The 24,839-nt window shown below is 72.9% G+C and carries 27 protein-coding genes; 4 read left to right on the forward strand and 23 right to left on the reverse strand.

Going from position 1 to position 24,839, the window contains the following annotated elements; all coding sequences use genetic code 11:
* Window positions 1–3: 3 nt before the first annotated feature.
* From ABD106_RS13350 to dapB, 3 genes are read right to left on the reverse strand one after another with little or no spacing between them, the layout of a single operon-like run.
* On the reverse strand, window positions 4–813 hold the full coding sequence (locus ABD106_RS13350; RefSeq protein WP_343921185.1) for a thymidylate synthase: 810 nt from the start codon (window positions 811–813) through the stop codon (window positions 4–6).
* Window positions 810–1,301 (reverse strand): hypothetical protein, encoded by a 492-nt coding sequence (locus tag ABD106_RS13355; protein WP_343921187.1) that lies wholly within the window; start codon window positions 1,299–1,301, stop codon window positions 810–812. Before ABD106_RS13355 ends, ABD106_RS13350 begins: the two co-directional genes overlap by 4 nt.
* A complete protein-coding gene (gene dapB / locus ABD106_RS13360) occupies window positions 1,298–2,002 on the reverse strand; it encodes a 4-hydroxy-tetrahydrodipicolinate reductase (RefSeq protein ID WP_343921189.1) in 705 nt (234 codons plus the stop codon). The genes ABD106_RS13355 and dapB overlap by 4 nt, the downstream gene beginning before the upstream one ends.
* Before the next feature lie 65 nt (window positions 2,003–2,067).
* On the opposite strand from dapB, the gene ABD106_RS13365 reads away from it, so the two are divergent.
* Window positions 2,068–2,526: a GNAT family N-acetyltransferase gene (locus ABD106_RS13365; protein ID WP_343921191.1), complete on the forward strand. Its 459-nt coding sequence runs from the start codon at window positions 2,068–2,070 to the stop codon at window positions 2,524–2,526.
* Window positions 2,527–2,543: 17 nt separating this feature from the next.
* Here ABD106_RS13365 and ABD106_RS13370 read toward each other — a convergent pair whose 3' ends face one another.
* The 9 genes from ABD106_RS13370 to ABD106_RS13410 all read right to left on the reverse strand — a co-directional run bounded on the left by ABD106_RS13370 (window position 2,544) and on the right by ABD106_RS13410 (window position 13,659).
* Entirely contained in the window at window positions 2,544–3,146 is a 603-nt protein-coding gene (locus tag ABD106_RS13370) for a histidine phosphatase family protein (protein ID WP_343921193.1), read from the reverse strand.
* 64 nt (window positions 3,147–3,210) lie between these two features.
* Complete coding sequence (locus tag ABD106_RS13375) at window positions 3,211–4,584, reverse strand: M16 family metallopeptidase (RefSeq protein WP_343921195.1); 1,374 nt, start codon at window positions 4,582–4,584, stop codon at window positions 3,211–3,213.
* A gap of 89 nt (window positions 4,585–4,673) precedes the next feature.
* Window positions 4,674–6,959: a polyribonucleotide nucleotidyltransferase gene (locus ABD106_RS13380; protein WP_343921197.1), complete on the reverse strand. Its 2,286-nt coding sequence runs from the start codon at window positions 6,957–6,959 to the stop codon at window positions 4,674–4,676.
* A gap of 288 nt (window positions 6,960–7,247) precedes the next feature.
* On the reverse strand, window positions 7,248–7,517 hold the full coding sequence (gene rpsO / locus ABD106_RS13385; protein ID WP_343921199.1) for a 30S ribosomal protein S15: 270 nt from the start codon (window positions 7,515–7,517) through the stop codon (window positions 7,248–7,250).
* A gap of 108 nt (window positions 7,518–7,625) precedes the next feature.
* The gene (locus ABD106_RS13390) at window positions 7,626–8,873 is read right to left on the reverse strand and encodes a PrsW family intramembrane metalloprotease (protein WP_343921201.1); all 1,248 of its coding nucleotides are present in this window, start codon (window positions 8,871–8,873) and stop codon (window positions 7,626–7,628) included.
* A 28-nt stretch (window positions 8,874–8,901) separates the two neighbouring features.
* Complete coding sequence (locus ABD106_RS13395; RefSeq protein WP_343921203.1) at window positions 8,902–10,398, reverse strand: aspartate ammonia-lyase; 1,497 nt, start codon at window positions 10,396–10,398, stop codon at window positions 8,902–8,904.
* 98 nt (window positions 10,399–10,496) lie between these two features.
* A complete protein-coding gene (locus ABD106_RS13400) occupies window positions 10,497–11,765 on the reverse strand; it encodes a kynureninase (RefSeq protein WP_343921205.1) in 1,269 nt (422 codons plus the stop codon).
* Window positions 11,762–12,793, reverse strand: coding sequence for a hydrolase (locus ABD106_RS13405; protein ID WP_343921207.1), 1,032 nt, complete (start codon window positions 12,791–12,793; stop codon window positions 11,762–11,764). Before ABD106_RS13405 ends, ABD106_RS13400 begins: the two co-directional genes overlap by 4 nt.
* On the reverse strand, window positions 12,790–13,659 hold the full coding sequence (locus tag ABD106_RS13410; protein ID WP_343921209.1) for a tryptophan 2,3-dioxygenase: 870 nt from the start codon (window positions 13,657–13,659) through the stop codon (window positions 12,790–12,792). The genes ABD106_RS13405 and ABD106_RS13410 overlap by 4 nt, the downstream gene beginning before the upstream one ends.
* Before the next feature lie 73 nt (window positions 13,660–13,732).
* Between ABD106_RS13410 and ABD106_RS13415 the strand changes: the two genes are divergently transcribed.
* Window positions 13,733–15,031 carry a M20/M25/M40 family metallo-hydrolase gene (locus ABD106_RS13415; protein WP_343921211.1) on the forward strand — a complete coding sequence of 433 codons (1,299 nt, stop codon included), beginning with the start codon at window positions 13,733–13,735 and terminating at the stop codon, window positions 15,029–15,031.
* The gene (locus ABD106_RS13420; RefSeq protein WP_343921213.1) at window positions 15,031–15,435 is read left to right on the forward strand and encodes a hypothetical protein; all 405 of its coding nucleotides are present in this window, start codon (window positions 15,031–15,033) and stop codon (window positions 15,433–15,435) included. The genes ABD106_RS13415 and ABD106_RS13420 overlap by 1 nt, the downstream gene beginning before the upstream one ends.
* A 4-nt stretch (window positions 15,436–15,439) precedes the next feature.
* On the opposite strand, the gene ABD106_RS13425 is transcribed toward ABD106_RS13420, so the two are convergent.
* The 11 genes from ABD106_RS13425 to ABD106_RS13475 all read right to left on the reverse strand — a co-directional run bounded on the left by ABD106_RS13425 (window position 15,440) and on the right by ABD106_RS13475 (window position 24,301).
* Entirely contained in the window at window positions 15,440–15,880 is a 441-nt protein-coding gene (locus ABD106_RS13425) for a hypothetical protein (RefSeq protein ID WP_343921215.1), read from the reverse strand.
* Complete coding sequence (locus ABD106_RS13430; protein ID WP_343921217.1) at window positions 15,877–16,296, reverse strand: hypothetical protein; 420 nt, start codon at window positions 16,294–16,296, stop codon at window positions 15,877–15,879. The genes ABD106_RS13425 and ABD106_RS13430 overlap by 4 nt, the downstream gene beginning before the upstream one ends.
* Window positions 16,297–16,601: 305 nt before the next feature.
* Window positions 16,602–17,519: a cation diffusion facilitator family transporter gene (locus ABD106_RS13435; RefSeq protein ID WP_343921219.1), complete on the reverse strand. Its 918-nt coding sequence runs from the start codon at window positions 17,517–17,519 to the stop codon at window positions 16,602–16,604.
* 22 nt (window positions 17,520–17,541) lie between these two features.
* On the reverse strand, window positions 17,542–18,420 hold the full coding sequence (locus ABD106_RS13440) for an aldehyde dehydrogenase family protein (RefSeq protein WP_343921221.1): 879 nt from the start codon (window positions 18,418–18,420) through the stop codon (window positions 17,542–17,544).
* Window positions 18,420–19,859 carry an aldehyde dehydrogenase family protein gene (locus ABD106_RS13445; RefSeq protein ID WP_343921223.1) on the reverse strand — a complete coding sequence of 480 codons (1,440 nt, stop codon included), beginning with the start codon at window positions 19,857–19,859 and terminating at the stop codon, window positions 18,420–18,422. The genes ABD106_RS13440 and ABD106_RS13445 overlap by 1 nt, the downstream gene beginning before the upstream one ends.
* 7 nt (window positions 19,860–19,866) lie before the next feature.
* A complete protein-coding gene (deoC, locus tag ABD106_RS13450) occupies window positions 19,867–20,877 on the reverse strand; it encodes a deoxyribose-phosphate aldolase (protein WP_343921225.1) in 1,011 nt (336 codons plus the stop codon).
* Between the two features lie 101 nt (window positions 20,878–20,978).
* Complete coding sequence (locus tag ABD106_RS13455) at window positions 20,979–21,929, reverse strand: bifunctional riboflavin kinase/FAD synthetase (RefSeq protein ID WP_343921227.1); 951 nt, start codon at window positions 21,927–21,929, stop codon at window positions 20,979–20,981.
* The gene (locus ABD106_RS13460) at window positions 21,926–22,327 is read right to left on the reverse strand and encodes a hypothetical protein (RefSeq protein ID WP_343921229.1); all 402 of its coding nucleotides are present in this window, start codon (window positions 22,325–22,327) and stop codon (window positions 21,926–21,928) included. Before ABD106_RS13460 ends, ABD106_RS13455 begins: the two co-directional genes overlap by 4 nt.
* Window positions 22,328–22,367: 40 nt before the next feature.
* Window positions 22,368–22,739, reverse strand: coding sequence for a hypothetical protein (locus ABD106_RS13465; protein ID WP_343921231.1), 372 nt, complete (start codon window positions 22,737–22,739; stop codon window positions 22,368–22,370).
* Window positions 22,736–23,647, reverse strand: coding sequence for a tRNA pseudouridine(55) synthase TruB (truB, locus tag ABD106_RS13470; protein WP_343921233.1), 912 nt, complete (start codon window positions 23,645–23,647; stop codon window positions 22,736–22,738). Before truB ends, ABD106_RS13465 begins: the two co-directional genes overlap by 4 nt.
* A 9-nt stretch (window positions 23,648–23,656) precedes the next feature.
* Window positions 23,657–24,301, reverse strand: coding sequence for a 4a-hydroxytetrahydrobiopterin dehydratase (locus ABD106_RS13475; protein ID WP_343921235.1), 645 nt, complete (start codon window positions 24,299–24,301; stop codon window positions 23,657–23,659).
* Between the two features lie 186 nt (window positions 24,302–24,487).
* On the opposite strand from ABD106_RS13475, the gene ABD106_RS13480 reads away from it, so the two are divergent.
* Window positions 24,488–24,839, forward strand: a 352-nt coding sequence (locus ABD106_RS13480; RefSeq protein WP_343921237.1) for a ketopantoate reductase family protein, incomplete at its 3' end; no start/stop codon positions are given.

Below are 24,839 nucleotides of genomic sequence, written 5' to 3' on the forward strand. Positions count from 1 at the left end.
GCATCAGACCGCGACCGGCGCCTTGATGGCCGGGTGGTGCTGGTAGTCGACGACCTCGAGGTCGTCGAACTCGACGTCGAAGACGGAGTCGCGCTGCGTCGTGAGCCGCAGCTGCGGCAGCGGGTACGGGTCGCGGCGCAGCTGCTCGGTGACCTGCTCGACGTGGTTGTCGTAGATGTGGCAGTCGCCGCCGGTCCAGATGAAGTCACCCACCTCGAGGCCCGTCTGCGCGGCGATGAGGTGCGTGAGCAGCGCGTAGCTCGCGATGTTGAACGGCACCCCGAGGAACATGTCGGCCGACCGCTGGTACAGCTGGCACGACAGCCGGCCGTCGGCGACGTAGAACTGGAAGAGCGCGTGGCATGGCGCGAGCGCCATGCTCGGGATGTCGGCGGGGTTCCAGGCCGAGACGATGAGTCGACGGGAGTCGGGGTTGCGACGGATCTCGTCGATCACCTGCTGGATCTGGTCGATCGTCTCGCCGCCGGGCGTCGGCCATGAGCGCCACTGGACGCCGTAGACGGGGCCGAGCTCACCATCCTCGTCGGCCCACTCGTCCCAGATCGTCACCCCGCGCTCCTGCAGCCAGCGCACGTTGGAGTCACCGCGCAGGAACCACAGGAGCTCGAGCGCGATCGACTTGAAGTGCACGCGCTTCGTCGTGATGAGCGGGAAGCCCTCGGACAGGTCGAAGCGGAGCTGGCGGCCGAAGACCGAACGCGTGCCGGTGCCGGTGCGGTCGCTCTTGTGCTCGCCGTTCGCGAGCACGTCGGCGAGCAGCTCCTCGTACGGATGCGTCGCGTGCGTGGTCATGATGCCTCCCTGGACTCAGTCTTCCGCAGCCTCCGCCGCAGGCCGAGCGCGGTGCGTGCGGCGTGCCGCGCTCGCCGCCGGTCGCGCGCGGCGTCGTACGCCATCGAGAGCCGCAGCCACGACTGCCACGACTCGGGGTGGGCCTCGACGTCGGCCTTCGCGACCGGGAACGCCTGCTCCGCAGCATCCTTGTCGGCTCGCCCCGACGGCGTGCCGGGCAGCGGCGCGGGCATGCCGCCCTCTGCCTCGAGCGCCGCGACGGCACCCTCGAGCTGCACGCCGAAGACGACCTCGCGCACGAGCGCCCACGCGCCGACGAGGAACATCACCACGAGCGCGCAGCCGACGGCGACGCCGAGCGGCTCCCCGGTCGCGATGAACCGCACGGCGCGATCGCCCGCGACGATCACGTAGAGCGCGAGCAGGGCCGCCATCGCGAGGGCGGCGGACTTGCGGAACCCGACGCGGACGGCGCGCGGCTGCGTCATGCGAGCCCCAGCAGGTCGCCGATGCCGACTGTGACGCCCGCCTGCGCCTCGGCGCGCAGCGCCAGCAGGATGCCGGCGGCGTACGACTCGCTCGAGGTCGTGTCGTGGCGAATCGTGAGCGTCTCCCCTGTGCCGCCGAAGACGACCTCCTGCCGCGCGACGACGCCCGGCAGGCGCAGCGCGTGGACCGGCACGCCGGCGATGATCGTGCCGCGACCGGGCTCGTCGGGCGTCGCGGGGCGGAAGCCGCGCACGGCGCCGATCGCCTCGGCGGTGCGCGTCGCGGTGCCGCTCGGGGCGTCGCGCTTGCGGTCGTGGTGCGCCTCGACCACCTCGACGGCGGTGAAGTGCCGCGCGGCGATCGTGGCGAGGTGCGTCTCGAGCACGCTGCCGAGCGAGAAGTTGGGGACGATGCGGATGCGCTCCGCGCCGCGGGCGCGGAGGTCGCCGATGCGCTCCTCCGACCATCCGCTCGTGCCGACGACGACGGGCACGCCCGCGGCGACGGCCGCGTCGACGAGCCGCTCGCTCGCGTCGAGGACGGTCGCGTCGAAGATCGCGTCGAGCCCGGTCGGGTCGAAGCCGTGGCGCACGTCGAGCGCGACCGCGTCGAGGTCGGCGGCCTCCTCGACGAGCCGCATCGCGAGCGATCCGAGCCTGCCGGTGGAGCCCGCGATCCCGATGCGCCTCGTCCCTGCCATGCCGTCCAGCCTACGGGCCTCGCCGTGCGGCGTCCGCCGGTGGGACGCGGTCGTAGAGTTGGCGAGTGGCTGTCACGATCGCTCTCGAGGACCCTGCTTCCGCCGTCGCGCGCTCGCTGCTCGAGGCCTACTTCTCCGACCGGGCGATCACGTTCGTCGGCGGGCAGTACACGCCGAAGCCCGCCGACCCCGCGACGCTGCGCGCCCCCGACGGAGCGTTCCTCGTGGCCTGGGCGGAGGGCGAGCCGGTCGGCTGCGGCGCGCTGCGCAGGCTCAGCCCCGAGCGCTTCGAGGTGAAGCACCTCTACGTCGCGCCGGCCGGTCGCGGCATGGGCACGGGTGCGGCGCTCCTCGCGGCGCTCGAGGCGAGGGCCGCCGAGCTCGGTGCGACCGAGGTCGTGCTCGACACGAACAGCGCGCTCGAGGTGGCGAACCGGCTCTACACGACGCGCGGCTACGCATCCGTGCCCGCCTACAACGACAACCCCAACGCGACGACCTGGTTCCGCAAGCCCCTCGGCTGATGCGCCGCGCGTGGCGGCTAGTAGGGCTGCGGGATGGGGAGGCCGGTGCGGTCCTCCGCGGGCAGGTGGCCGAGGTCGTTGTGCACGACGAGCTGCGGCGGCTTGCCCGTGCGGCGGCGGATGATCGTGAGCCCGCAGTTGGCCTGGTTGAGGCTCATCCACTGCCAGTTGGGCGACTGCATGACCTCGCGCACGAACCAGCCGATGACGAAGTTGTGGGTGATGAGCAGCTCGTTCACGTCGCCGCGCGACGGGCGCAGCCAGTGCTGCGCGGCGTCGTGCATCTGCGCAGCACCCGCCTCGGCGTCGACCGGCCGCACGCTCTTGAGGAAGCGCTGGAAGCCGACGGGCGTGTCGGGCTCGAGCCCCGAGGGGATGCAGTCGAGCAGCAGCGACGACGGCTCGAACTCCACCGCGGGCAGCCGCTGCTGCATGATCGCGGCGGTCTCGGTCGCGCGCAGCAGCGGCGACGTCCACGCGTGGTCGAAGTGCACGCCCGAGAGCCGCTGGGCGATCGCCTGCGCCTGCCTGACACCGCGCGGCGAGAGCCTGCCGTCCTCGACGCCGTGCTCCGCGTCGACCTGCTCTCCGTGCCGGATCAGGTAGAGCAGGTGCGCCATGGTTCCTCCACAGGGCGCGTCGATGCGCCGGTCGGTGCAGGGCGCGGTCGAGCCCCGGGCTTCGTCAGGAAGCGGCTGCGGCCGCTCCCTCCACCCTAGTCGAGGCGGCTGACGCGAGCCGCTCGTCGAGCCCCGCCGGCACCTGGCCGACCGCCGCGATCGAGCGCGGCCCTGAGGCGAGCTCGGCGGCGAGCGCGCGCACGTCGGCGTCGGTGACGCCGTCGATGCGCTCGAGCGTCGCGTCGATGTCGAGGAACTCGCCGAGCGTGAGCTCCGCGCGGCCGAGCCGCGACATCCGCGTGTCGGAGTCCTCGAGGGCGAGCGCGGAGCCGCCGGCGAGCTGGCCCTTCGCGCGCCGCAGCTCCTCGTCGCTCGCGCCGTCGGCGAGCCGCTCGAGCTCGTCGAGCATGAGGTGCGCGACCTCGAGCGTCTTGCGTGGCGCGCAGGCGGCGGCCATGCCCATGATGCCGGCGTCGGCGTAGCCGCCCGCGTAGGAGTAGACGGAGTAGGCGAGGCCGCGCTTCTCGCGGATCTCCTGGAAGAGCCGAGACGACATGCCGGCGCCGAGCACCGCGTTGAGCACGGCCATCGCGCCGCGGCGCGGGTCGGTCGCGGTGATGCCCGGCGTGCCGATCATGAGGCTGACCTGCTCGAGCGGCCGCTGCACGACGGTGAGGCCGCCGGAGCCGTAGGGCTGCGCGGCGGTGCCGCGGCGCGGCGCCGGGCTCGCGGCGTCGAGCGACCAGCCGTAGCGGACGAGCGCGTGCTGCAGCTGCTCGACGACGACGTCGTGGTCGACGGCGCCCGCGACGGTGACGACGAGGTTGCCGGCGCCGTAGTGCTCGCGGTAGTGCTCCGCGACGCGGTCGCGCGAGACCTCGCCGATGGATGCCGGGGTGCCGCCGATGGGTCGCCCGAGCGGCGCCTCGACGCCGTGGACGAGCTCGCTGAGCCGCTCCCCCGCGACGTCGCCCGGGTCGTCGTCGGCCATCGCGAGCTCCTCGAGGATGACGTCGCGCTCGCGCTCGAACTCATCCGCGTCGAGCAGCGACGACGTCACCATGTCGGCGAGCACGTCGACGGCCATCGGCAGGTCGCGGTCGCGCACCTTCGCGTAGTAGCAGGTGTGCTCCTTGGCGGTGAGCGCGTTGTGCTCGCCGCCGACCTCGTCGAACGCGACCGCGATGTCGAAGGCGGTGCGCGAGCGCGTGCCCTTGAAGAGCAGGTGCTCGAGGAAGTGCGTGGCGCCGCGGGCGTCGTCGCGCTCGTCGCGCGAGCCGACCGGCACCCAGAAGCCGACGGTCGCGCTCAGCGCCCCCGGCACGCGCTCGGTGAGCACGCGCACGCCGCTCGGCAGCAGGCTGCGGCGCACGAGCGCGCCGCTCGCGGTGGCGATGGCGACCTCAGGGGTCTCGAGGGGGAGCTGGACTGCGGGCATCCGTCCAGCCTAGGACAGTCGGCCCTGCAGAGGCGGTGCAGACGACGGATGCCCCCACCCGGTCGGGTGGGGGCATCGGTCGTTCGCGACTACTCGGCCGAGTCGGCCGAGTCCGCCGAGTCGGCGGAGTCCGCGGACGCCGCCGCGGGCGGGGCTGCGGGAGCCGAGTCGTCCACGATCTCGAGCGAGAGCTTGCCGCGGTCGTCGATCTTCGTGATCTCGACCTGGATCTTCTGGCCGATCGACACGACGTCCTCGACGCTCTCGATGCGCTTGCCGCCGTTGAGGGCGCGCATCGCGGTCACGTGGAGCAGGCCGTCGCGACCCGGGAGCAGCGAGACGAACGCGCCGAACGACGCCGTCTTGACGACGGTGCCGAGGTAGCGCTCGCCGAGCTCCGGGTTGAGCGGGTTGGCGATCGAGTTGACCGCGGCGCGCGCGGCCTCGGCCGACGGGCCGTCGACGGCGCCGATGTAGACGGTGCCGTTGTCCTCGATCGAGATCTGAGCGCCCGTGTCGTCCTGGATCTGGTTGATCGTCTTGCCCTTCGGGCCGATCAGCTCGCCGATCTTGTCGACCGGGATCTGCACGCTGATGACGCGGGGCGCGGTGGGCGCCATCTCGTCGGGGGCGTCGATGGCGGCGTTGAGGACCTCGAGGATCTTCGTGCGCGCCTCCTTCGCCTGCGTCAGCGCGCTGCGGAGCACCGAGGCCGGGAGGCCGGAGAGCTTCGTGTCGAGCTGGATGGCCGTGATGAACTCGGGCGTGCCGGCGACCTTGAAGTCCATGTCGCCGAGCGCGTCCTCGGCGCCCAGGATGTCGGTGAGCGCCGCGTAGCGGGTCTCGCCGTCGACCGTGTCGCTCACGAGGCCCATCGCGATGCCCGCGACGGGCGCCTTGAGGGGCACGCCGGCGTTGAGCAGCGCGAGCGTCGAGGCGCAGACGGAGCCCATCGACGTCGAGCCGTTGGAGCCGAGCGCCTCGGAGACCTGGCGGATCGCGTAGGGGAACTCGTCGCGGCTCGGCAGCACGGGCATGAGCGCCCGCTCGGCGAGCGCGCCGTGGCCGATCTCGCGGCGCTTCGGGCTTCCCACACGGCCGGTCTCACCGGTCGAGTACGGCGGGAAGTTGTAGTTGTGCATGTAGCGCTTCGACGTGACAGGGCTGAGCGAGTCGATCTGCTGCTCGAGCTTGAGCATGTTGAGCGTCGTGATGCCCATGATCTGCGTCTCGCCGCGCTGGAAGATCGCGGAGCCGTGCACGCGCGGCACGACCGCGACCTCGGCGTCGAGCGGACGGATGTCGGCGAGGCCGCGGCCGTCCATGCGGATCTGGTCGGTGAGGATGCGGCCGCGGACGACCTCCTTCGTCACCGCCTTGTAGGCGCCCGAGACCTGCGTCGCGATGACGGCCTCGAGCTCGCCGCGCTCGATGCGCTCGTTGATCTGCTGCTTGACCTGCTCCTTGAGCTGGTCGTCCGCGTCCTGGCGCTCGAGCTTGCCGGCGATGCGGTAGACCTCGCCCAGGCGGTCCTTGGCGATGCTGCGGACGGCCTCGAGGGCCTCGTCCGAGTAGGGCGGGAAGAGCGGGTACTGCTGCGTCGGCTTGGCGGCGGTCTTCGCGACCTCCGCCTGGGCTGCGACGAGCTGCTTGATGAAGGGCTTCGAGGCCTCGAGGCCCTCGGAGACGATCTCCTCGGTCGGCTTGACGGCGCCGCCCTGGATGAGCTCCCACGCGTTGTCGGTGGCCTCGGCCTCGACCATCATGATCGCGACGTCCTCGACGCCCGCGGCGTCGGTGACCACACGGCCGGCGACGACCATGTTGAACACGGCCTGCTCGAGCTGCGAGTGCTTGGGGAACGCGACCCACTGGCCGTCGATGAGGGCGACGCGGACGCCGCCGATCGGCCCGTCGAACGGCAGGCCGCTCAGCTGCGTCGACATGGACGCGGCGTTGATGGCGAGCACGTCGTAGAGCTCGTCGGGCTCGATCGCGAGCACGGTGACGACGACCTGGACCTCGTTGCGGATGCCCTCCACGAACGACGGGCGCAGCGGCCGGTCGATGAGGCGGCACGTGAGGATCGCGTCGGTCGAGGGGCGGCCCTCGCGACGGAAGAACGAGCCGGGGATGCGACCCGCGGCGTACATGCGCTCCTCGACGTCGACCGTGAGGGGGAAGAAGTCGAAGTTGTCCTTCGGGTGCTTCGAGACGCTCGTGGCGCTCAGCAGCATCGTCTCTTCGTCGATGTACGCGACCGCGGCGCCCTGGGCCTGCTGCGCGAGGCGGCCGGTCTCGAAGCGGACGGTGCGCGTGCCGAAGCGGCCGTTGTCGATGACAGCCTCGGCGAATGTGATCTCGGGACCTTCCATGAAGGTCACTCCTCTCCTGTGCCCGTGAGGGCACGACATGGGAGACGTGCGCCGATCGCGGCACGGAGTGGTCATCAGTGGAGGGCGCCGAAGGCGACTTCGGCACCCTCCACCAACGACCAGCTCTCGAGCAGGTGCGAATCGGGCGCACGACGGCCGCAGACGCGGCCTCCGACAGACTATCAGCCCGGGTCCCGGAACCCCAGGAGGCCGGGCTGCGAGATGGCGCCTGGACAGACGACGGAGGGCCGCCCCCGTGGGGACGGCCCTCCAGAACGCTTCGGAAGACTAGCGGCGCAGGCCGAGGCGCTCGATGAGCGCGCGGTAGCGGGCGATGTCGATCTCCTGGAGGTAGCCGAGCAGGCGGCGACGCTGACCGACGATGAGCAGCAGTCCACGACGCGAGTGGTGGTCGTGCTTGTGCTCCTTCAGGTGCTCCGTGAGGTCCTTGATGCGGCGCGACATGAGCGCGATCTGCACCTCGGGGCTCCCGGTGTCGCCCTCGTGCGTGGCGTACTCCTCGATGATGGTCTTCTTGATCTCTGCGTTCAGACCCATGGTCGAACCCCTCTCTCCTCGCAGCGCGGTGCCCCCGCCGAATGCTGGGGCGCTCTCTGTCCGCGGCCGGTCTACGGCAACCGCACTACTCTACCAGGTCACGGCGCCTCAGCGGCGTGGCGGCCAGCCGGCGTCGAGGTCGCCGAATCGCTGCACGCGCGCGCCGGCGGGCGTCAGCACCGGAGCGCCCTGCGCCATGGTGACCGGCTGCCCGATCGCGGCCGTCGCCATCCCCCGGCGGTGGTGCATGAGCTCCGCGAGCAGGGTCGCCTCGTCGGCGACCACGCGGGTGCGGTCGCGCCCGACGAGCGCGCGCTGCCGGTGGTTCGCGAGCTTCGTCGCGGTGACGATGTACTCGCGCATCGGGCGGCGGAGGCTGCGCTTCCTCGCCCAGTCCATGAGGGATGCGCGGCCGTCGCCGGTCGAGAGGCGCTCGACCTCCTCGGCAGTGAACCAGCCCGCGCGGCCGTAGTCGTGCAGCCGGGCCCGCGTGATGCGGATCTCCTGCCGCAGCAGCAGCCACACGAGCGCCGCGGCGAGCACGCACAGCGGCACCTGCACCACGAGGTAGTAGACGAAGAAGCCGATCGTGCCGCCCGGCACCCACCAGCTCGCCGAGTTCCAGAGCGCGTGCAGCAGCGCAGAGACGAGCCAGCCAGCAGGGAACGCGAGCAGGATCCACCAGCGCGATCGCAGCCGCGCCGCGAGCCCGAGCGCGAGGCCGATGCCGACGGCCGTGAAGATCGCGTGCGTCAGCGGGCTCATGATGCCGCGCAGGAAGAAGATGAACGAGCCGTCGCCCGACTCCGCGAGCGACGTGCCGAAGTAGAGGATGTTCTCGGTGAACGCGAACCCGGCAGCCGACAGCGCCGCGAAGACGACGCCGTCGACCGGCCCGTCGAACGTCTTCCGGAAGAACAGGAACATGATGACGACCGGGATGCCCTTCCACAGCTCCTCGGTGACGGGCGCCTGGATCACGGTCTGGTAGAACTCGAGCTGCTCCTGCGACTGCAGGAATCGGACGACGATCGGCTCGAGCACGAACGAGTTGAGCGCGAGCGTCAGCAGCACCGCGGCCACGCCGCCCCAGAGCGCCGCGAACCACATCGCGATGCGGGGCTCAGGCTCCCAGCGGTCGATCGCGAGCACCGCCCACACGACGAACGCGAGCGGCACGAGCGCCATGAGCCCCGAGGTCGCGACGACGAGCGGGTTGCCGATCGCACCGCCCAGGAAGAGGATCACCCCGAACGAGGCGAGCGCGAGCACGACGATGCCGATGATCCCGGCGATCATGCCGACGTTCGGGCCGTCCTTGCGCACGAGCGGCGACAGTGGTGCGGTGGCGGTCACCTCAGGAGCGTACCGACTCCCCGTCGCATCACGGCAGGTCGTCGGGCGAGATCACCGGGATCGCCTGCGTGACCGGCTGCAGCCCCGAGAGCCTCGCGGGCGCGAGCAGCTTCTCGACGCGCTCGCGGTCCATGAGGCCCGCCTCGACGACGAGGTCGGCGATCGACTTGTCGGTCGTGAGCGCCTCGTGCGCGAGCTTGGCCGAGTCGGCGTAGCCGAGGTAGGGCGTGAGCGCGGTGACGACGCCGACCGAGGTGCCGACCATCATGCTGAGCCGCTCGCGGTTGGCCTCGATGCCGTCGATGCAGTTGACGCGGAGCGTGAGGCACGCCTGCGTCATCCAGTGGAGGCTCTGCAGGATCTGGTGCGCGATCACGGGCTCGAAGGCGTTGAGCTGCAGCTGGCCCGCCTCCGATGCTGCGGTGACCGTCGCATCCGAGCCGATGACCGCGAAGGCGACCTGGTTCACGACCTCGGGGATGACCGGGTTGACCTTGCCGGGCATGATCGACGAGCCGGCCTGCTTCGGCGGCAGCGTGATCTCGCCGAGGCCTGCCTGCGGGCCTGACGAGAGCAGGCGCAGGTCGTTGCAGATCTTCGACAGCTTGACGGCGCAGCGCTTGAGCGTGCCCGAGAGCGTCATGAACACGCCCGTGTCGCTCGTCGCCTCGATGAGGTCGGCGGCGGCGACGATCGGCAGGCCCGTGAGCTCGGCGAGGTGGCGGCACGCCGCCTCCGCGTAGCGCGGGTCGGCGGTGATGCCGGTGCCGATCGCGGTCGCGCCGAGGTTGACCTCGCTGAGCCACGCGATGGTCTCCTCGAGCCGGTCGCGGTCCTCGCGGAGCGTCACGGCGAAGCCGCGGAACTCCTGGCCGAGCGTCATCGGCACGGCGTCCTGCATCTGCGTGCGGCCGACCTTCAGCACGTCGCGGAACTCGACCGCCTTCGCGTCGAACGCATCCGTCAGCCGCACGAGCTCGTCGAGCAGACGCCGCAGCGTGAACGACATCGCGACCTTGATGGAGGTCGGGTATGTGTCGTTCGTCGACTGCGAGCGGTTGACGTCGTCGATGGGGCTGAAGTGCTCGTAGTCGCCCTTGGCGTGGCCGAGCTCGACGAGGCACGCGTTGGCGATGACCTCGTTCGTGTTCATGTTCGTCGAGGTGCCGGCGCCGCCCTGGATGACGCCGACCTTGAACTGGTCGTGGAGCTCGCCGCCGCGGATGCGCACGCACACGCGGTCGATGAGGTCGGCCTTGTCGGGATCGAGCACGCCGATCTCGCGGTTGGCGCGCGCGCACGCCTGCTTCACCACGGCGAGCGCGTTGACGAGGTCGGAGTACACCGAGATGGAGCGGCCCGTGATCGGGAAGTTGATGAGCGCTCGCTCGGTGTGGATGCCCCAGTACGCGTCGGCCGGGACGGGCAGCTCGCCGAGCGAGTCGCGCTCGAGCCGCGTCGGCCCGGCGTAGATGCGCTCTCCCTGCGGTGCGGGATCGAGCTTGTACGTGGGGATGTCGGTCATGCTGGCTCCATTGCCTTCGTTGCCCGCGGGTCTGCGGGTCGCGGACGCGTCGCGCGGGGTTCGCCCGCCCCTGAAGCCTAGCCGGGGGCCCCGTCCGCTCAGGCGAGGGCGGCCCGCAGCTCCTCGCCGATCGCGGCGACGCCGGCCTCGACCTCGGCGAACGTCGTGCTGAGCGGCGACAGCCCGACCCGGATGCCGTCGGGGCCCCGGAAGTCGGGGATCACGCCGCGCGCCCACAGCCGCTCGGTGACCTCGCGGAACGCCGGATGCGTCACGGTCAGGTGGCTGCCGCGGCTCGGGCCCGCGGGCGGGCTCGCCAGTCGCGCGCCGAGCGGCAGCACGTGCGTCGCGAGCGCCTCCTCCGCGAAGTCGGTGAGCGCGATCGACTTCTCGCGCACCGCGTCGACCCCGACCTGCTCGAGCAGCTCGACCATCGCCTCGAGCGCGACGGTCGCGAGCACCGGCGGCGTGCCGCTCGCGAAGCGGCGGAGGTCGGGCGCGGGCTCGAAGCGCGGCCCCATCGCGAAGACGTCGGCGGCGCCCATCCAGCCCTGGATCGGCTGCGAGAGGCGCGACTGCAGCTCGTCGCGCACGTAGGCGAACGCGGGCGAGCCGGGGCCGCCGTTCAGGTACTTGTAGGTGCAGCCCGCCGCGAGGTCGACGCCCCACGCGTCGAGCTCGGTGGGGATGACGCCGGCCGAGTGGCACAGGTCCCACAGCACGAGCGCGCCAGCGTCGTGCGCGGCGCGCGTGATGCCCTCGACGTCGGCGACGTGGCCCGAGCGGTACGCGACGTGGCTGAGCAGCAGGAGCGCCGTCCGCTCCCCCACCACCGCCTCGACCTGCTCGAGCGTGACGCCCGCCGAGCGGTCGACCTCGATCCAGCGCACCTCGAGCCCGCGCTCCGCGGCGACGCCCTCGACGACGAACCGGTCGGTCGGGAAGCTGTCGTCGTCGATCACGACCTCGGTGCGGCCGGTCGCCGCCTGCGCGTCGGCGGCCGCGCGCACGAGCTTGTAGAGCAGCACCGTCGTCGAGTCGCCCACGAACGCCTGGCCCGCGCCGGCGCCCACGAGCGCGCCGATCCGGTCGCCGAGGTCGAAGGGCCGACGCATCCACCCCTCGTCCCAGCTGCGGATGAGCCGCGAGCCCCAGTCGTGCGCGATGAAGCGGGCGAAGCGCTCCTCGAGCGCCGCGAGCGGGCGGCCGAGCGAGTTGCCGTCGAGGTACGAGACGACGTGGTCGTCGCGCACGAACGCCGCGGCGTGCTCGGCGAGCGGGTCGGCGGCGTCGAGCGCGGCGGCCCTCGCGGCGAGGTCCAGCGCGCCGGTGTCCTGTGCGGCGGCATCGACGGGCGTCGTGGTCATTCGTCCTCCAGGTGGAACCAGGTGAGGGGCAGCGATCTCGCTCGCGCGAGGTTGGCGAGCAACGACTCGTCGTCGTGGACGTCGGCGGAGACGACGCCGAACGTGGGGCCGGCGGGCAGCAGCCGCTCGGCCAGCAGGGCGTCGACGAGCGCCGTGCCCTCGATCCCCGCCTGCCGCAGCGCGGCGATCTCCTGCGCGTCGAGGTCGAGGCGCGCGATGCCGTTGCCGAGGTCGGTGCCGTAGGCGACCGCTCCCCCGGCGGCCGCGAAGCGGGCGAGGTTGTCGGTCGCGCGCGCGAAGCCGAGGTCGTCGCCGCCGCGGCCGTGCATCGCGAGCGTCGAGATCCAGGTCTGGCTCGCGGCGGCGGCCCGGATGACGGCGTCGCTCAGCCGCTCCGTCCACGGGGCGTGCGCGAGCACGTCGACGCCCGCGTCGAGCGCGCGCTCGGCCATCCCCTCGCCCTGCACGTGCGCGACGAGCTGCAGGCCGACCGCGTGCGCCTGGCCCGCGAGCGCCGCGAGCAGCGCGTCGTCGAGCACCGGCCCGGCGTCGGCGTGGAGCGTGACCTTGATGACGGATGCGCCGGCTGCCGCGTGGGCGCGCACGGAGCGAGCGGCATCGGCCGCGTCCTCCAGCTCGGCGACGGCTCCGGGCGGCGCCCAGTCGCGATCGGAGGGGTAGCCGCCGACGGCGGCGTGGAACGCGCCCGCGAACCGCACGTCGAGGCCGCGATGCGCGCCGCGGGCGGCGTCGGCGACGCCCGGGAGCGCATCCGGCGCCCAGCCGAGGTCGAGCACGCGGCCGAGCGCGGTCCCGCTGCGCCCGCTCGCGTCGGCCAGGCCGAGGTGCACGTGCGCGTCGGTGAGCGGCGGCATGAGCGCCCCGCCGAGGTGCGTGCTGATCCGGCGCGGCGCCTCGTCGGGCGGCACGAGCCGCATGCCCGACTCGCTCAGCTCGACCACCGCATCCGCCACCCACCGGCCGCCGATGCGCGCCCGCTCGACGCGGGCGACGACGGGGGCAGTCACTCCTCGATCCGGGTGCGCACCGCGTACAGCTCGGGGAAGAACGTCAGGTCGAGCGCTCGGCGCAGGAAGCCGGTGCCGCTCGAGCCGCCGGTGCCGGTCTTCATCCCGATCGTGCGGGTGACGGTGCGCAGGTGGCGGAACCGCCAGAACTGGAAGTTGTCCTCGAGGTCGACGAGCTCCTCGCACGCCTCGTACTCGCGCCAGTGCTCCGAGCCCTCCGGCTGGCCCACCTCGGTGTAGATGCGCGTGAAGACGTCGACGAGCGGCTCGCTGAACACGTGCGCCTTGCGCACGTCGCGCTCGAGGATCTCGGCGGGCACGGCGTGGCCGCGGCGGGCGAGCAGCCGGAGGAACTCGTCGTAGAGGCTCGGCCGCTCGAGCTCCGCCGCGAGCGCCGCGTGGTCGTCGGGGCTCGAGGCGAACACCTGCAGCATGCGCTCGTGCTTGTTGCCGAGCGCGAACTCGACGAGCCGGTACTGCGCCGACTGGAAGCCCGATGCGCTCGCGAGCGCGCCTCGGAACTGCACGTACTCGGTGGGCGTGAGCGTGGCGAGCACCGACCACTGCTGCGTCAGCACCTCCTGGATGTGTTTGACGCGCGCGATGCGCTTGAGCGCCGCGCCGAGCTGGTCGGCGGCGAGCAGCGAGCGCGCGTCGTCGAGCTCGTGGATGACGAGCTTGAGCCACAGCTCGGTCGTCTGGTGCTGGATGATGAAGAGCAGCTCGTCGTGGTGCTCGGGCTCGCTCCTGGGGTGCTGCGACGCGAGCAGCGTGTCGAGCCCGAGGTACGCGCCGTAGCTCATCCGCTCGGAGAGGTCGGTCACGATCGTCGACTCGATCTCGCGCGTGTTGTCCGCGACGCCCACGGGGCCTCCTTCGATGGTTGCCCCACACGCTAACGCGCTCGGAGTGCGCGGCATACGACGGTAGCCTGCTCGCGTGGTGCGCATCGACGAGTCGGCGATCGACGACCTCATCGCGCTCGTGCGGGTGCCGACCGAGCTGCCCGAGCAGCTGCCGGCGTTCCAGGCCGCGCTGCGCGAGTGCTTCCCTCGGCTCTTCGACGCCCTCGAGGTCGAGTCGGTCGGCGCGACGCTGCTCGCGCGCTGGCCGGGCCGCGAGTCGGGCGCGTCGGCGCTGCTCATGGCGCACCAGGACGTCGTGCCGGCACCGCCCGCCGGGTGGACGCATCCGCCCTACGACGCCCACCGCGACGCGACGCACGTGTGGGGGCGCGGCACGCTCGACGACAAGGGCTCGCTCGTCGGGCTCTGCGTCGCGGTCGAGGCGCTGCTCGAGGCCGGCTTCCGGCCGGCGCGCGACGTGTGGCTGCTCTTCGGCCACGACGAGGAGACGATGGGCACCGGCGCCGCGTCGGCGATCGCCGAGCTCGACGCGCGCGGCGTGCGGCCCGCGTGGGCGCTCGACGAGGGCGGCGCGATCATCGAGCCGCCGATCGCGGGCGTCGCGCGCGACGTCGCCGTCGTCGGCGTCGCCGAGAAGGGCTTCGCGAACATCCGGATGCGCGTGGCGCAAGTGGGCGGGCACGCGTCGACCCCGCCGCGCCTGCCGGCGACGTCGCGGCTCGCGCGCGCGATCCGGCGCCTCGATCGCGCCTCGTTCCCGCGATCCCTCCCGGAGCCGGCGCTGCGGATGCTCGAGCTGCTCGGCGCCGAGGCGCGCGGGCCGCAGGGCGCGGTGCTGCGCAGCGTGCGGCGGTCCCGCCCGCTCGTCGAGCGCATCCTCGCCCGCGGCGACGAGACGCGCGCGATGCTCTCGACGACGGCGGTCGTGACGCAGCTGTCGGGCGCTGCCGCCCCGAACGCGCTCGCCGAGGAGGCGCTCGCGGTCGTGAACGCGCGGATCGCGGTCGGCTCGAGCGTCGACGACACGCTCGCGCTCGTGCGCCGCGCGATCGCCGATCCGCTCGTCGAGCTCGAGGTGCTGCACGGGCACGGGCCGAGCCCGGAGAGCCCGGCGAGCGGTGCCGGCTGGGCCGACATCGAAGCCGCGATCGGGCGACTGCGCCCCGACGTGCTCACCGTCCCCTACGTGATGCTCGGCGGCACCGACGGCCGGCACGCGCACCGCATCACCGACCGCGTGTACCGGTTCGCACCGTTCTCGATGACGCGCGAGGAGCGGCTCACGCTGCACGCGCGCGACGAGCGCATCCGCATCGACACGTGGCTCGACGGGTGCCGCTGGTACGCCGACCTCATCGAGTCGAGCTGCTGATGACCCGCTTCGCGATCGACGCCGCGACGGCGCTGCGGATCGTCCGCGAGCGCGTCGACGTCGGTGCGCACCAGCTCGTGAGCTCGGGCAGCATGCGCTCGCAGGCGGCGCAGCTGCTCTACGCCGCGGTGCGGGCGGGCGAGCTCGGCGAGGTCGAGGGACGCGCGCAGCTCGGCGAGGTGGCGGCGCTCAAGGTGCGGCTGCTCGCCGACCGCGTCTCGCGAGCCGTCGCCTGGACGATCGCGGCGCGGCTCGACTGGGACGAGATCGCGCCCGCGGAGGTGCTCGCGGTCGCGTCGCTGCAGGCCGACGTGCTCGTCACCGACGACCCCGTGCTCGCGGCGGCCGCCGAGGGCGTCGTCGAGCGGATGCCGTGGGACGCGTTCGTGCGCGCGCTCGGCTGACGCTTCAGGGACGTCGCCCCAGGTATCGCCAGGCGTGCAGCGCCGCGACACCCAGCACGGCGCCGATCGTCGCCATGGCCGCGAAGGCGACCACGAGCCGGTCGTCGGCGAGCAGGCTCCAGCCCAGGGTCACGACGAGCACCGTGCTCACGATGGCCATGCCGAGATGCCAGCCGTCGAATGGTGCGGACCTCCACCACGATCCGTTCGCACCGGCCCCGAGGATCCAGGACGAGAGCATCCACGCCATCGACAGCACCCAGAACTGCGGCATCGCGTCCTCGACCCTCGTGCTCCAGGCCAGCATGCCTGCGGCTGCCCACAGCGGCCATGCGTACCGGCACAGCAGCATGAGCCGGGTCGGCGGCGGAGCGGAGCTGCGCGCACGTTCGACGCGTCCCTCCATGGGATTGGCGACCTGCCCGAGCCGGAGGTCGCCGCTCACAGCGCACCCTCCACGCGTGCGCGCCACAGCTGCGAGGCGCCGACGCCGAGCACCGCGCCGACGACCAGCGTCGATGCCAGGACCATCACCAGTGGCTCGCCGGTGGCGATCGTGACGACGAGACCGACGACGAGCACACCGCCCACGGCGAGACCGCTCGTGTGCCACGCGTCCCAGGACTGGGAGCGCCACCACGAGCCGTGCGCGCCGGCGGTCAACGGCAGGAGCACCACGATGTAGGCCACGAACAGCCACCACCACGGGAGCTGCTCGGCACCGACGACAGCGGCCGCGACATAGATGGGCGTCAGAAGGGCAAGCGCATATCGGCACACCACCATGAGCGGGGTGAGCGGCCCCGCGGGCATCGACCCGTCGTCGAGACTGCCCGTGACCGGGTTCGGGATCCGCTCCATCGAGGCCTCCTTGGCCACACGCTAGCCCGAGGCAAGCGTTTGCGGTACCGAGTTGCCGCTCCACCCCGCTCGCACGGGCAATCGGTACCGCAACCGCGGGAGCCGCCGCTGCCCAGCGCGCTTGCGGTACCGGGTTGCCGGTCGAGGCCGCCCGCACGGGCCAATCGGTACCGCAACCGCGAGAGCCGCCGCCGCCCGGCGCGCTTGCGGTACCGAGTTGCCGGTCAAGGCCCCCAGCAGGGGCCAATCGGTACCGCAACCGCGGGAGCCGCCGCGGCCCCGCGCATACCGCTACGGCTCGCGGCTCACGCGTGCAGGTGCGACTCGTGCGAGGCGTGGCCGGGCGGCTCGAGCTGGAACGTCGCGTGCTCGAGCGGCACCGGGAAGTGCTCGGCGACGCACGCCTGCAGCGCGTCGAGGATGCGCGGCGCGTGCCCGTCGTGGAAGCACGACTCCTCGACGACGACGTGCGCGGTCAGCTGGTGGGTGCCGGTGCCGAGCGTCGTCGCGTGCAGGTCGTGCACCCCGAGCACGTGCGCCTGCCGCTCGAGGTGCGCGCGCACCTCGTCGAGGTCGAGCGCGGCGGGCGTCGCCTCGAGCAGGATGCGGCCGGTGTCGCGCAGTAGCACGACCGCTCGCGGCACGATGAGCGCGGCGACGAGCGCGCTCGCGATGAGGTCGGCCTGCTGGAAGCCCCAGGCCCAGATCGCGACGGCCGCCGCGATCACGGCGACCGAGCCGATCGCGTCGTTGAGCACTTCGAGGAACGCCGCCCTCTGGTTGAGGCTCGAGCCTCGACCGCCGGCGAGCACGAGCAGGGCGACGAGGTTGCCGGCGAGCCCCACGACGCCGAAGACGAGCAGCAGCGGACCCGGCACCTCCGTCGGCTCCGCGAGCCGCCGCACGCCCTCGACGACCACGACGAGCGCGACGACGAGGAGCGCCGCCGCCTGCGCGGCCGCGGCGAGCACCTCGACGCGGACGAGCCCCCACGTGCGCGTGCCCGACGGCGGGCGCCGCAGCAGCGCCTGCGCGCCGAGCGCGACGCCGAGCCCCGCGATATCCGTGAGCATGTGCACGGTGTCGACGAGCAGCGCGAGCGAGCCCGTGACGATCGACCCGACGACCTGCGCGACGAGCAGCGCCGCCGTGATGCCGAAGGCGACCGCGATGCGCGCCGTGCTGGCGCTGCCCGGAAGGGTGTGCGCGTGCCCGCCCGACATCACGGCCTGCCCGCTCGCGCAGCTACAGGCGCGACTTCGTGTGCCAGACCGTCTTCGTCTCGGTGAGCGCGAGGATGCGGTGCGGCGTCTCGGGCGCGAGCCCGGGCTCGGGACGGATGACGCGCTTGAGCGTGTCGGCCGCGAGCACCTCGAGCTCGACCCAGTCGAGGTCGCCGGCGCCGGTGAGGTCGAGCGCGTTGATGTCGGCGTGCCCTGCGAGCCACGGCGCGAGCTCGGCCGGGTCGCCGGTGAGCACGTTCACGACGCCGCCCGGGAGGTCGCTCGTCGCGAGCACCTCGGCGAGCGAGATGGCGACGAGCGGCGACGTCGCGGCGGGCACGACGACGACGGCGTTGCCCGTGACGAGCGCGGGTGCGATGACCGACGTGAGGCCGAGGAGGCCCTGCGACTGCGGCGCGACGATCGCGACGACCCCGGTCGGCTCCGGCACCGAGAGGTTGAAGTAGGGACCGGCGACCGGGTTGGCGTTGCCGCCGATCTGCGCGATCTTGTCGGTCCAGCCCGCGTGCCACACCCACAGGTCGATCGCGTCCTCGACCTGCTGGCGCGCACGGGCGGCCGAGAGGCCCTCGGTGCGGACGAGCTCGTCGACGAACTGCGCCGTGCGGCCCTCGAGCACCTCGGCGACGCGGTACAGCACCTGCCCGCGGTTGTAGGCGGTCGCGCCGGCCCAGCCCGACTGCGCCTTGCGAGCGGCGCGGACGGCGTCGCGCGCATCCTTCCTGGATGCCTTGGCGACGTTCGCGACGAACGCGCCGTCGGGGCTGCGCACCTCGGTCACGCGGCCCGACTCGCTGCGGGGGAAGGCGCCGCCGATGAAGAGCTTGTACGTCTTCGGCACGTCGAGGCGGACGGTCGTCGTCTTGGTGGGCGTCGCCATCACTTGCCTGCCTTCAGGTATGCCTGCATGCCCTGCACGCCGCCCTCGCGGCCGTAGCCGGACTCCTTGTAGCCGCCGAACGGGCTCGTGGGGTCGAACTTGTTGAACGTGTTGGTCCACACGACGCCGGCGCGCAGCTTGTCGGCGACGGCGAGCACGCGGCTGCCCTTGTCGCTCCAGATGCCGGCGGAGAGCCCGTAGGGGGTGTTGTTCGCCTTCGCGATCGCCTCGTCGGGCGTGCGGAAGGTCAGCACCGACAGCACGGGCCCGAAGATCTCCTCCCGGGCGATCGTCGACGACGCCTCGACGCCGGTGACGACGGTGGGCGGGAACCAGTAGCCCTGCGCGGGAAGCTCGCACGCGGGCGCCCAGCGCTCGCCACCCTCGGCCTCGCCCTGGTCGACGAGCCGCGTGATGCGCTCGAGCTGCTCGGAGGAGTTGATGGCGCCGACGTCGGTGTTCTTGTCGAGCGGGTCGCCGAGGCGCAGCGTCGCCATGCGCTCCTTGAGCCGCTCGAGCACCGCGTCGTGCACGTTCTCCTGCACGAGCAGCCGGCTGCCCGCGCAGCACACCTGGCCCTGGTTGAAGAAGATGCCGTCGACGATGCCCTCGATGGCCTGGTCGAGGGGCGCGTCGTCGAAGACGATGTTCGCGCCCTTGCCGCCGAGCTCGAGCGTGAGCTTCTTGTCGGTGCCGGCGATCGCCTTCGCGATCTCGCGGCCGACCGCGGTCGAGCCCGTGAAGGCGACCTTGTCGACGTCGGGGTGGCGCACGAGCGCGGCGCCCGTCTCGCCCGCACCCGTGATGAGGTTGACGACGCCGGCGGGCAGTCCCGCCTGCTCGCAGATCTCGGCGAAGAGCATCGCCGTGAGCGGCGTGGTCTCCGCGGGCTTCAGCACGACGGTGTTGCCGGCGGCGAGCGCCGGGGCGACCTTCCACGCGAGCATGAGCAGCGGGAAGTTCCACGGGATGATCTGCGCGGCGACGCCGTGCGGCTGCGGCGCGGCGCCGAGGCCGATGTGGTCGAGCTTGTCGGCCCATCCGGCGCAGTGGAAGAACCACTGGGCGACGAGCGGCACGTCGGCGTCGCGCGTCTCCTTGATGGGCTTGCCGTTGTCGAGCGACTCGGCGACCGCGAGCTCTCGCGCGCGCTCCTGCAGGATGCGCGCGATGCGGAAGAGGTACTTGCCGCGGTCGCGGCCCGACATCGGGCCCCAGACGGTGCGGAACGCGGTGCGCGCGGCGGCGACCGCGGCGTCGACGTCGCCCTCGTCGGCGCTCGCGAACATGGCGATCTGCTGCTCGGTCGAGGGCGAGATCGAGGCGAAGGCGGTGCCGCCGCCCGTCACCCACTCGCCGCCGATCCAGAGGCGGTACTCGTCGCGCAGGTTGAGGATGGAGGTCGACTCGGGAGCCGGCGCGTAGTCCAGGAATGCCATGGTTGCCTCAGTCGATCGTGACGTAGTCGGGGCCGGAGTAGCGGCCGGTGGTGAGCTTCTGGCGCTGCTGCAGCACGTCGTTGAGCAGGCTCGAGGCGCCGAAGCGGAACAGGTGCGGGTCGAGCCACGTCTCGCCGCACGTCTCGGCGACGGTGACGAGGTACTTGATCGCGTCCTTCGCGGTCGAGATGCCGCCGGCGGGCTTCACACCGATCCGCTCCCCCGTCAGCCGCTCCCAGTCGCGCACGACCTGCAGCATGAGCAGCGTCACGGGCAGCGTCGCGGCGGGCTGCACCTTGCCGGTCGACGTCTTGATGAAGTCGCCGCCCGCGAGGATCGAGAGCCACGACGCGCGCCGCACGTTGTCGTACGTGACGAGCTCGCCGGTCTCGAGGATGACCTTGAGGTGCGCGTAGCTGCCGTCGTCGCGGCGGCACGCCTCCTTCGTCAGCACGATCTCATCGAAGACCTTGCCGTAGTTGCCCTCGAGGAACGCGCCGCGGTCGATCACCATGTCGATCTCGTCGGCGCCGGCGGCGACCGCGTCGCGCGTGTCCTGCAGCTTCACCGGGAGGCTCGCGCGACCGGCGGGGAAGGCGGTCGCGACCGCGGCGATGTTGATGCCGTCGTCACGACCCGCGCTCCAGGCCGAGCCGAGCGCATCCCGGGCGTTGCCGACCATGTCGCCGTAGACGCACACGGCCGCCGGGCGCGGCGTCGAGGGGTCGGATGCGTCGGGCACGAGCGCCTTCGCGACCAGGCTGTGCACCTTGCCGCGGGTGTCGGCGCCCTGCAGCGTCGTGAGATCGATCATGCGGATGACGAGGTCGAGCGCCGCCTGCTTCGAGGTGGTCTTGATCGAGCGGGTGCCGAGCCCCGCCGCGCGCGCCTCGAGGCCCACGGCGTCGACGCTCGGGAGCCCCTCGAGGTGCTGCCGGAGCGCGACCTCGGAGAGGTCGCTGCCGAGCAGCTGGACGGCTCGCTCTGCGGGCGCGAGCGCTGCGCTGGGTGTGGTCACGCGGTTCCTCCTGCTCGACCCGCGCGAGCGTGCGCGGGCGGATGGGTGCACGAGAGTCTACCCAGCGGCGCACGCTCGCGCGGCCGGGCGGCGGCGCCGGGTCAGGCGCTCGCGGCGGCGATGATCTCGCGGGTGCGGTCGACGTCGCGCCCCATCTGCGCGATGAGGCCGTCGAGGTCCTCGAAGCGGTGCATCGAGCGCACGAACTCGACGAGCTCGAGGGCGATGGGTCGGTCGTAGAGGTCGAGGTCGACGTCGAGCAGGTACGCCTCGACCGTCTTCGCCGCGACGCCGTCGAAGGTGGGGTTGTCGCCGATCGAGACGGCGGCCGCGAAGGTGCCGGCGTCGACGTGCGCGAGCGCGGCGTAGACGCCGTCTGCCGGGATGAAGCCCTCGACCGGGGCGCCGAGGTTGGCGGTCGGGTAGCCGAGCGCACGGCCGCGCTGGAAGCCGCGCACGACGTCGCCGCGCAGCAGGTGGCGGCGGCCGAGCATGCCGTTGGCCTCGTCGATGCGGCCGAGCGCGAGCGCCTCGCGGATCCAGGTGCTCGAGACCCGGCGCCCGTCGGCGAAGCAGATGTCGTCGATCGACTCGACGCGGGCCCCGCGGGGCTCGGCGAGCTCGCGCAGGAGCGCCGCGTCGCCGGCGCCGCGCGCGCCGAAGCGGAAGTCGTCGCCCACGAGCAGCACGCGCGCGTCGAGTCCCTCGAACAGCACCCGCTCGGCGAACTCGCGCGCCGGCTGCGCCGCGGTCTCGGGCGTGAAGGGCACCACGACGACCCGGTCGGCACCCGCGTCGCGCAGCAGCTCGATCTTGTGCGCGAGCGAGACGAGCGGCGCGGGGGCGCGGTCGGGACGGACGACCTCGAGCGGGTTGCGGTCGAAGGTGACGACGGTGGTCGCGAGCCCCGCCGGCGCCGCGACGGCGCGCAGCTGCTCGATGATGCGCTGATGGCCGATGTGGACGCCGTCGAACTTGCCGATCGTGACGGCCGAGGGTGTCGGCTCGAGCTGCTCGATCCAGCCGAGGCCGCGCTCGGCGAGGCCGCTCACGCCGCCACCCGCTCGCGGCTCGCGCGCAGCCACCACAGGCCGAGGAAGGGCAGCACCGCGGGGATGAAGAGGTAGCCGATCCCGAAGCGGCTCCACACGGTGTCGTGCGCGAAGAGCTCGGGCGCGGCGATCGAGAGCGTGCCGACCACGACGACGCCGACGAGCTCGAAGCAGACGGCCGCGAGCGCGATCCTCCGCCACGCATCCCCGCGCATCGCGAGCGCGACGGTCGCGAGGATGTAGACGACGGCGGCGACGGCGCTCAGCGCGTACGCGAGCGGCGCCTCGTCGAAGCGCTGGACGATCTGCACGAACGAGCGGCCGGTCGCGGCCATGGCCAGCACCGCGTACACCGCCACGAGGACTCGGCCGATCCCTGCATGCTTGCGCTCGCTCATCGGATCGAGTCTAATCCCGCTCGCGGCGCCGCCCCGCGCGTCAGGCGACCTGCACGAACCAGATCTGGTGCATCCGGTAGACCATCACGGCGCACGCGAGGATGCCGACGCCCACGACGAGCGTCGACCACTCCCCCTTCTTGTCGACGAGCGCCCAGAGCACGGCGGCCGGCGGGATCAGGAGCGCGGTGATGAGGTAGGTCCAGTACTCGAGCAGGTCGCCGGTGGGACCGGCCCCCAGCAGCGGCGCGATGACCGACGCGATGGTCTGGACGACGAGCGAGAGCAGCGCGATCGCCGCGCCCGCGAAGACCCAGTCGTTGAAGGGCTTCCGGGCGAGGCCGACGATCGCGACGGCCGCGCCGATGACGGCGAGCGCGATCGCCTGCGCGAGCATGAGCCAGCTGATCATGCGGCACCCCCGGCCGTCGCGGTCGGGAAGTTCGTGACCGGCAGCAGCCGCCGGCCGGAGACGCGGGCGATGCCGACGAGGCGGTCGCCGTGCACGGCGGCGACGATGCCCGACTCGCTCTCGAGCGCGGCCGTGCGGCGCCCGCTCGCGAGGTCGGCGGCGCGCTGGTCGTCGAGCTGCGCGACGGGCAGGATGCGCGAGGCGGCCTCGGCGGGCGGCAGCAGCAGCGCGTCAGCACCTGTCTCGGGCAGGGCGTCGGCACCCGGGGCGCCGTCGACCGCGAACGGTCCGATGCGCGTGCGACGCAGCGCCGAGAGGTGGCCGCCGACGCCGAGCGCGGCGCCGAGGTCGCGCGCGAGCGCCCGGATGTACGTGCCGCTCGAGCAGTCGACGATCACGTCGACCTCGGCGATGGAGCCTGCGCGGAAGGCGAGCGCCTCGAAGCGCGCGACCGTGACGGGCCGCGCCTCGAGCTCGACCTGCTCCCCCGCGCGCACGCGGGCGTAGGCCCGCTCGCCGTCGACCTTGATGGCGCTCACCGACGACGGTCGCTGCTCGATCTCGCCGGTGAGCGCCGCCATCGGGGCGGCGAGGTCGGCTGCCGTGAGGTGCGAGGCATCCGCCGTGCTCGTCACCTCGCCCTCGGCGTCGTCGGTCGAGGTCGCGGCACCGAGCGAGATGGTCGCGGTGTAGGTCTTGTCGAGGCCCACCATGTGGGTCAAGAGCCTGGTCGACGGCCCGATGCCCAGGATGAGCAGCCCCGTGGCCATCGGGTCGAGCGTGCCGGCGTGGCCCACCTTGCGGGTGCCGAGCGCCCGTCGCGCGCGGCTCACGGCGGTGTGGCTCGTGATGCCCTGGGGCTTGTCGACGAGCAGGATGCCGTCGGGGGCGTGGGGGGCTGCTGGCACCCGTCGAGTTTAGTCGCTCGTCGCTGGCCGCTCCTCGTCGGGACCGCCGCCTGGATCCTCGTCGAGGTCCTCGACGTCGGGCCACGACGCGATGTCGACGCCGTGGTTCTCGGGCGAGGCGATCGTCCACCAGCGACCGGGCTCCTCGCGCACGATCCTCCCGCCTGCGGCGACCGCGGCGGCGACGCGCGCCTCCGCGTGGTCGGCGGGCACCGAGATGTCGATGTGCGTGCGCCCGCGCCCGGGCCTCGGCGGGTCGAGCTCGTGCAGCCACACGCGCGGGTTGCGACGCTGCGGGTCGATGGCGTCCTCGTCGCCGAGCGGGTCGTAGCCCATGACCGCCGACCAGAACGGCCGGACATCGGCGCCTCGGTCCTGCGCGACCGCGATGCCCGTCACCATGAGCGTCGACGGGTCGGGTCGGCAGCCGAGGCGGTGCGCGGCCTCGGAGACACCCTGTGCGAGCTGGGCGTCGAGCATGCTCAGCCCGCCGTCGCGCCGCGTAGCCGTGCGGATGGTCACGCCGGTCGGTCGCACGTCGACGTCGGGCGCATGGCCGACCGCCTCCGCGACCTCGCCGATCGCGTCGACGAGCCGCACGGCGTGCGCGAACGAGTCGCACGCGGAGAAGGCATGGGCGCCCCAGGAGAGCACGCGCCAGTCGTCGACGCCGGGATGCGCGTGGAACCGCCTCGCGGTCAGGCGCGGCCGTGCGGCGGTCGCGCCCCCCCGGTGCCCCCTGATCGGCCATGGCTCCCCTCTCCCCGCGCGCCGTCGCGCGAGCCTGCGAGGAGCGTCGGGCGAGCCGCCGACACCCGCACCCCGGATAGCCTGCTGGCCATGACGATCGAGCGCAGCGAGGCAGCCTCTCCGCGGCAGCGGGTCGCGGTGCTCGGCGCGGGCGCGATCGGCGGCACGATCGCGGCGCTGCTCGAGCGCGCGGGTCACGACGTGACCGTCACGGCGCGCGGCGCGCACCTCGCCGCGATGCGGGAGCACGGCCTGCGCATCCAGGGCGGCTACGGCGCCCACACGGCCCACGTCGCCGCGCTCGAGGCGCTCGAGGCGACCCCCGACGTCGCGGTCCTGACGACGAAGGCGACCGGCGCGGCCGAGGCGCTCGAGGCGAGCCGCGCGCACCTCGACGGCGTGCCGCTCCTCGTCGTGCAGAACGGGCTCGGCGGCGAGCGCG

This window comes from Agrococcus citreus (genome assembly GCF_039527715.1).
GTDB lineage: Bacteria > Actinomycetota > Actinomycetes > Actinomycetales > Microbacteriaceae > Agrococcus > Agrococcus citreus.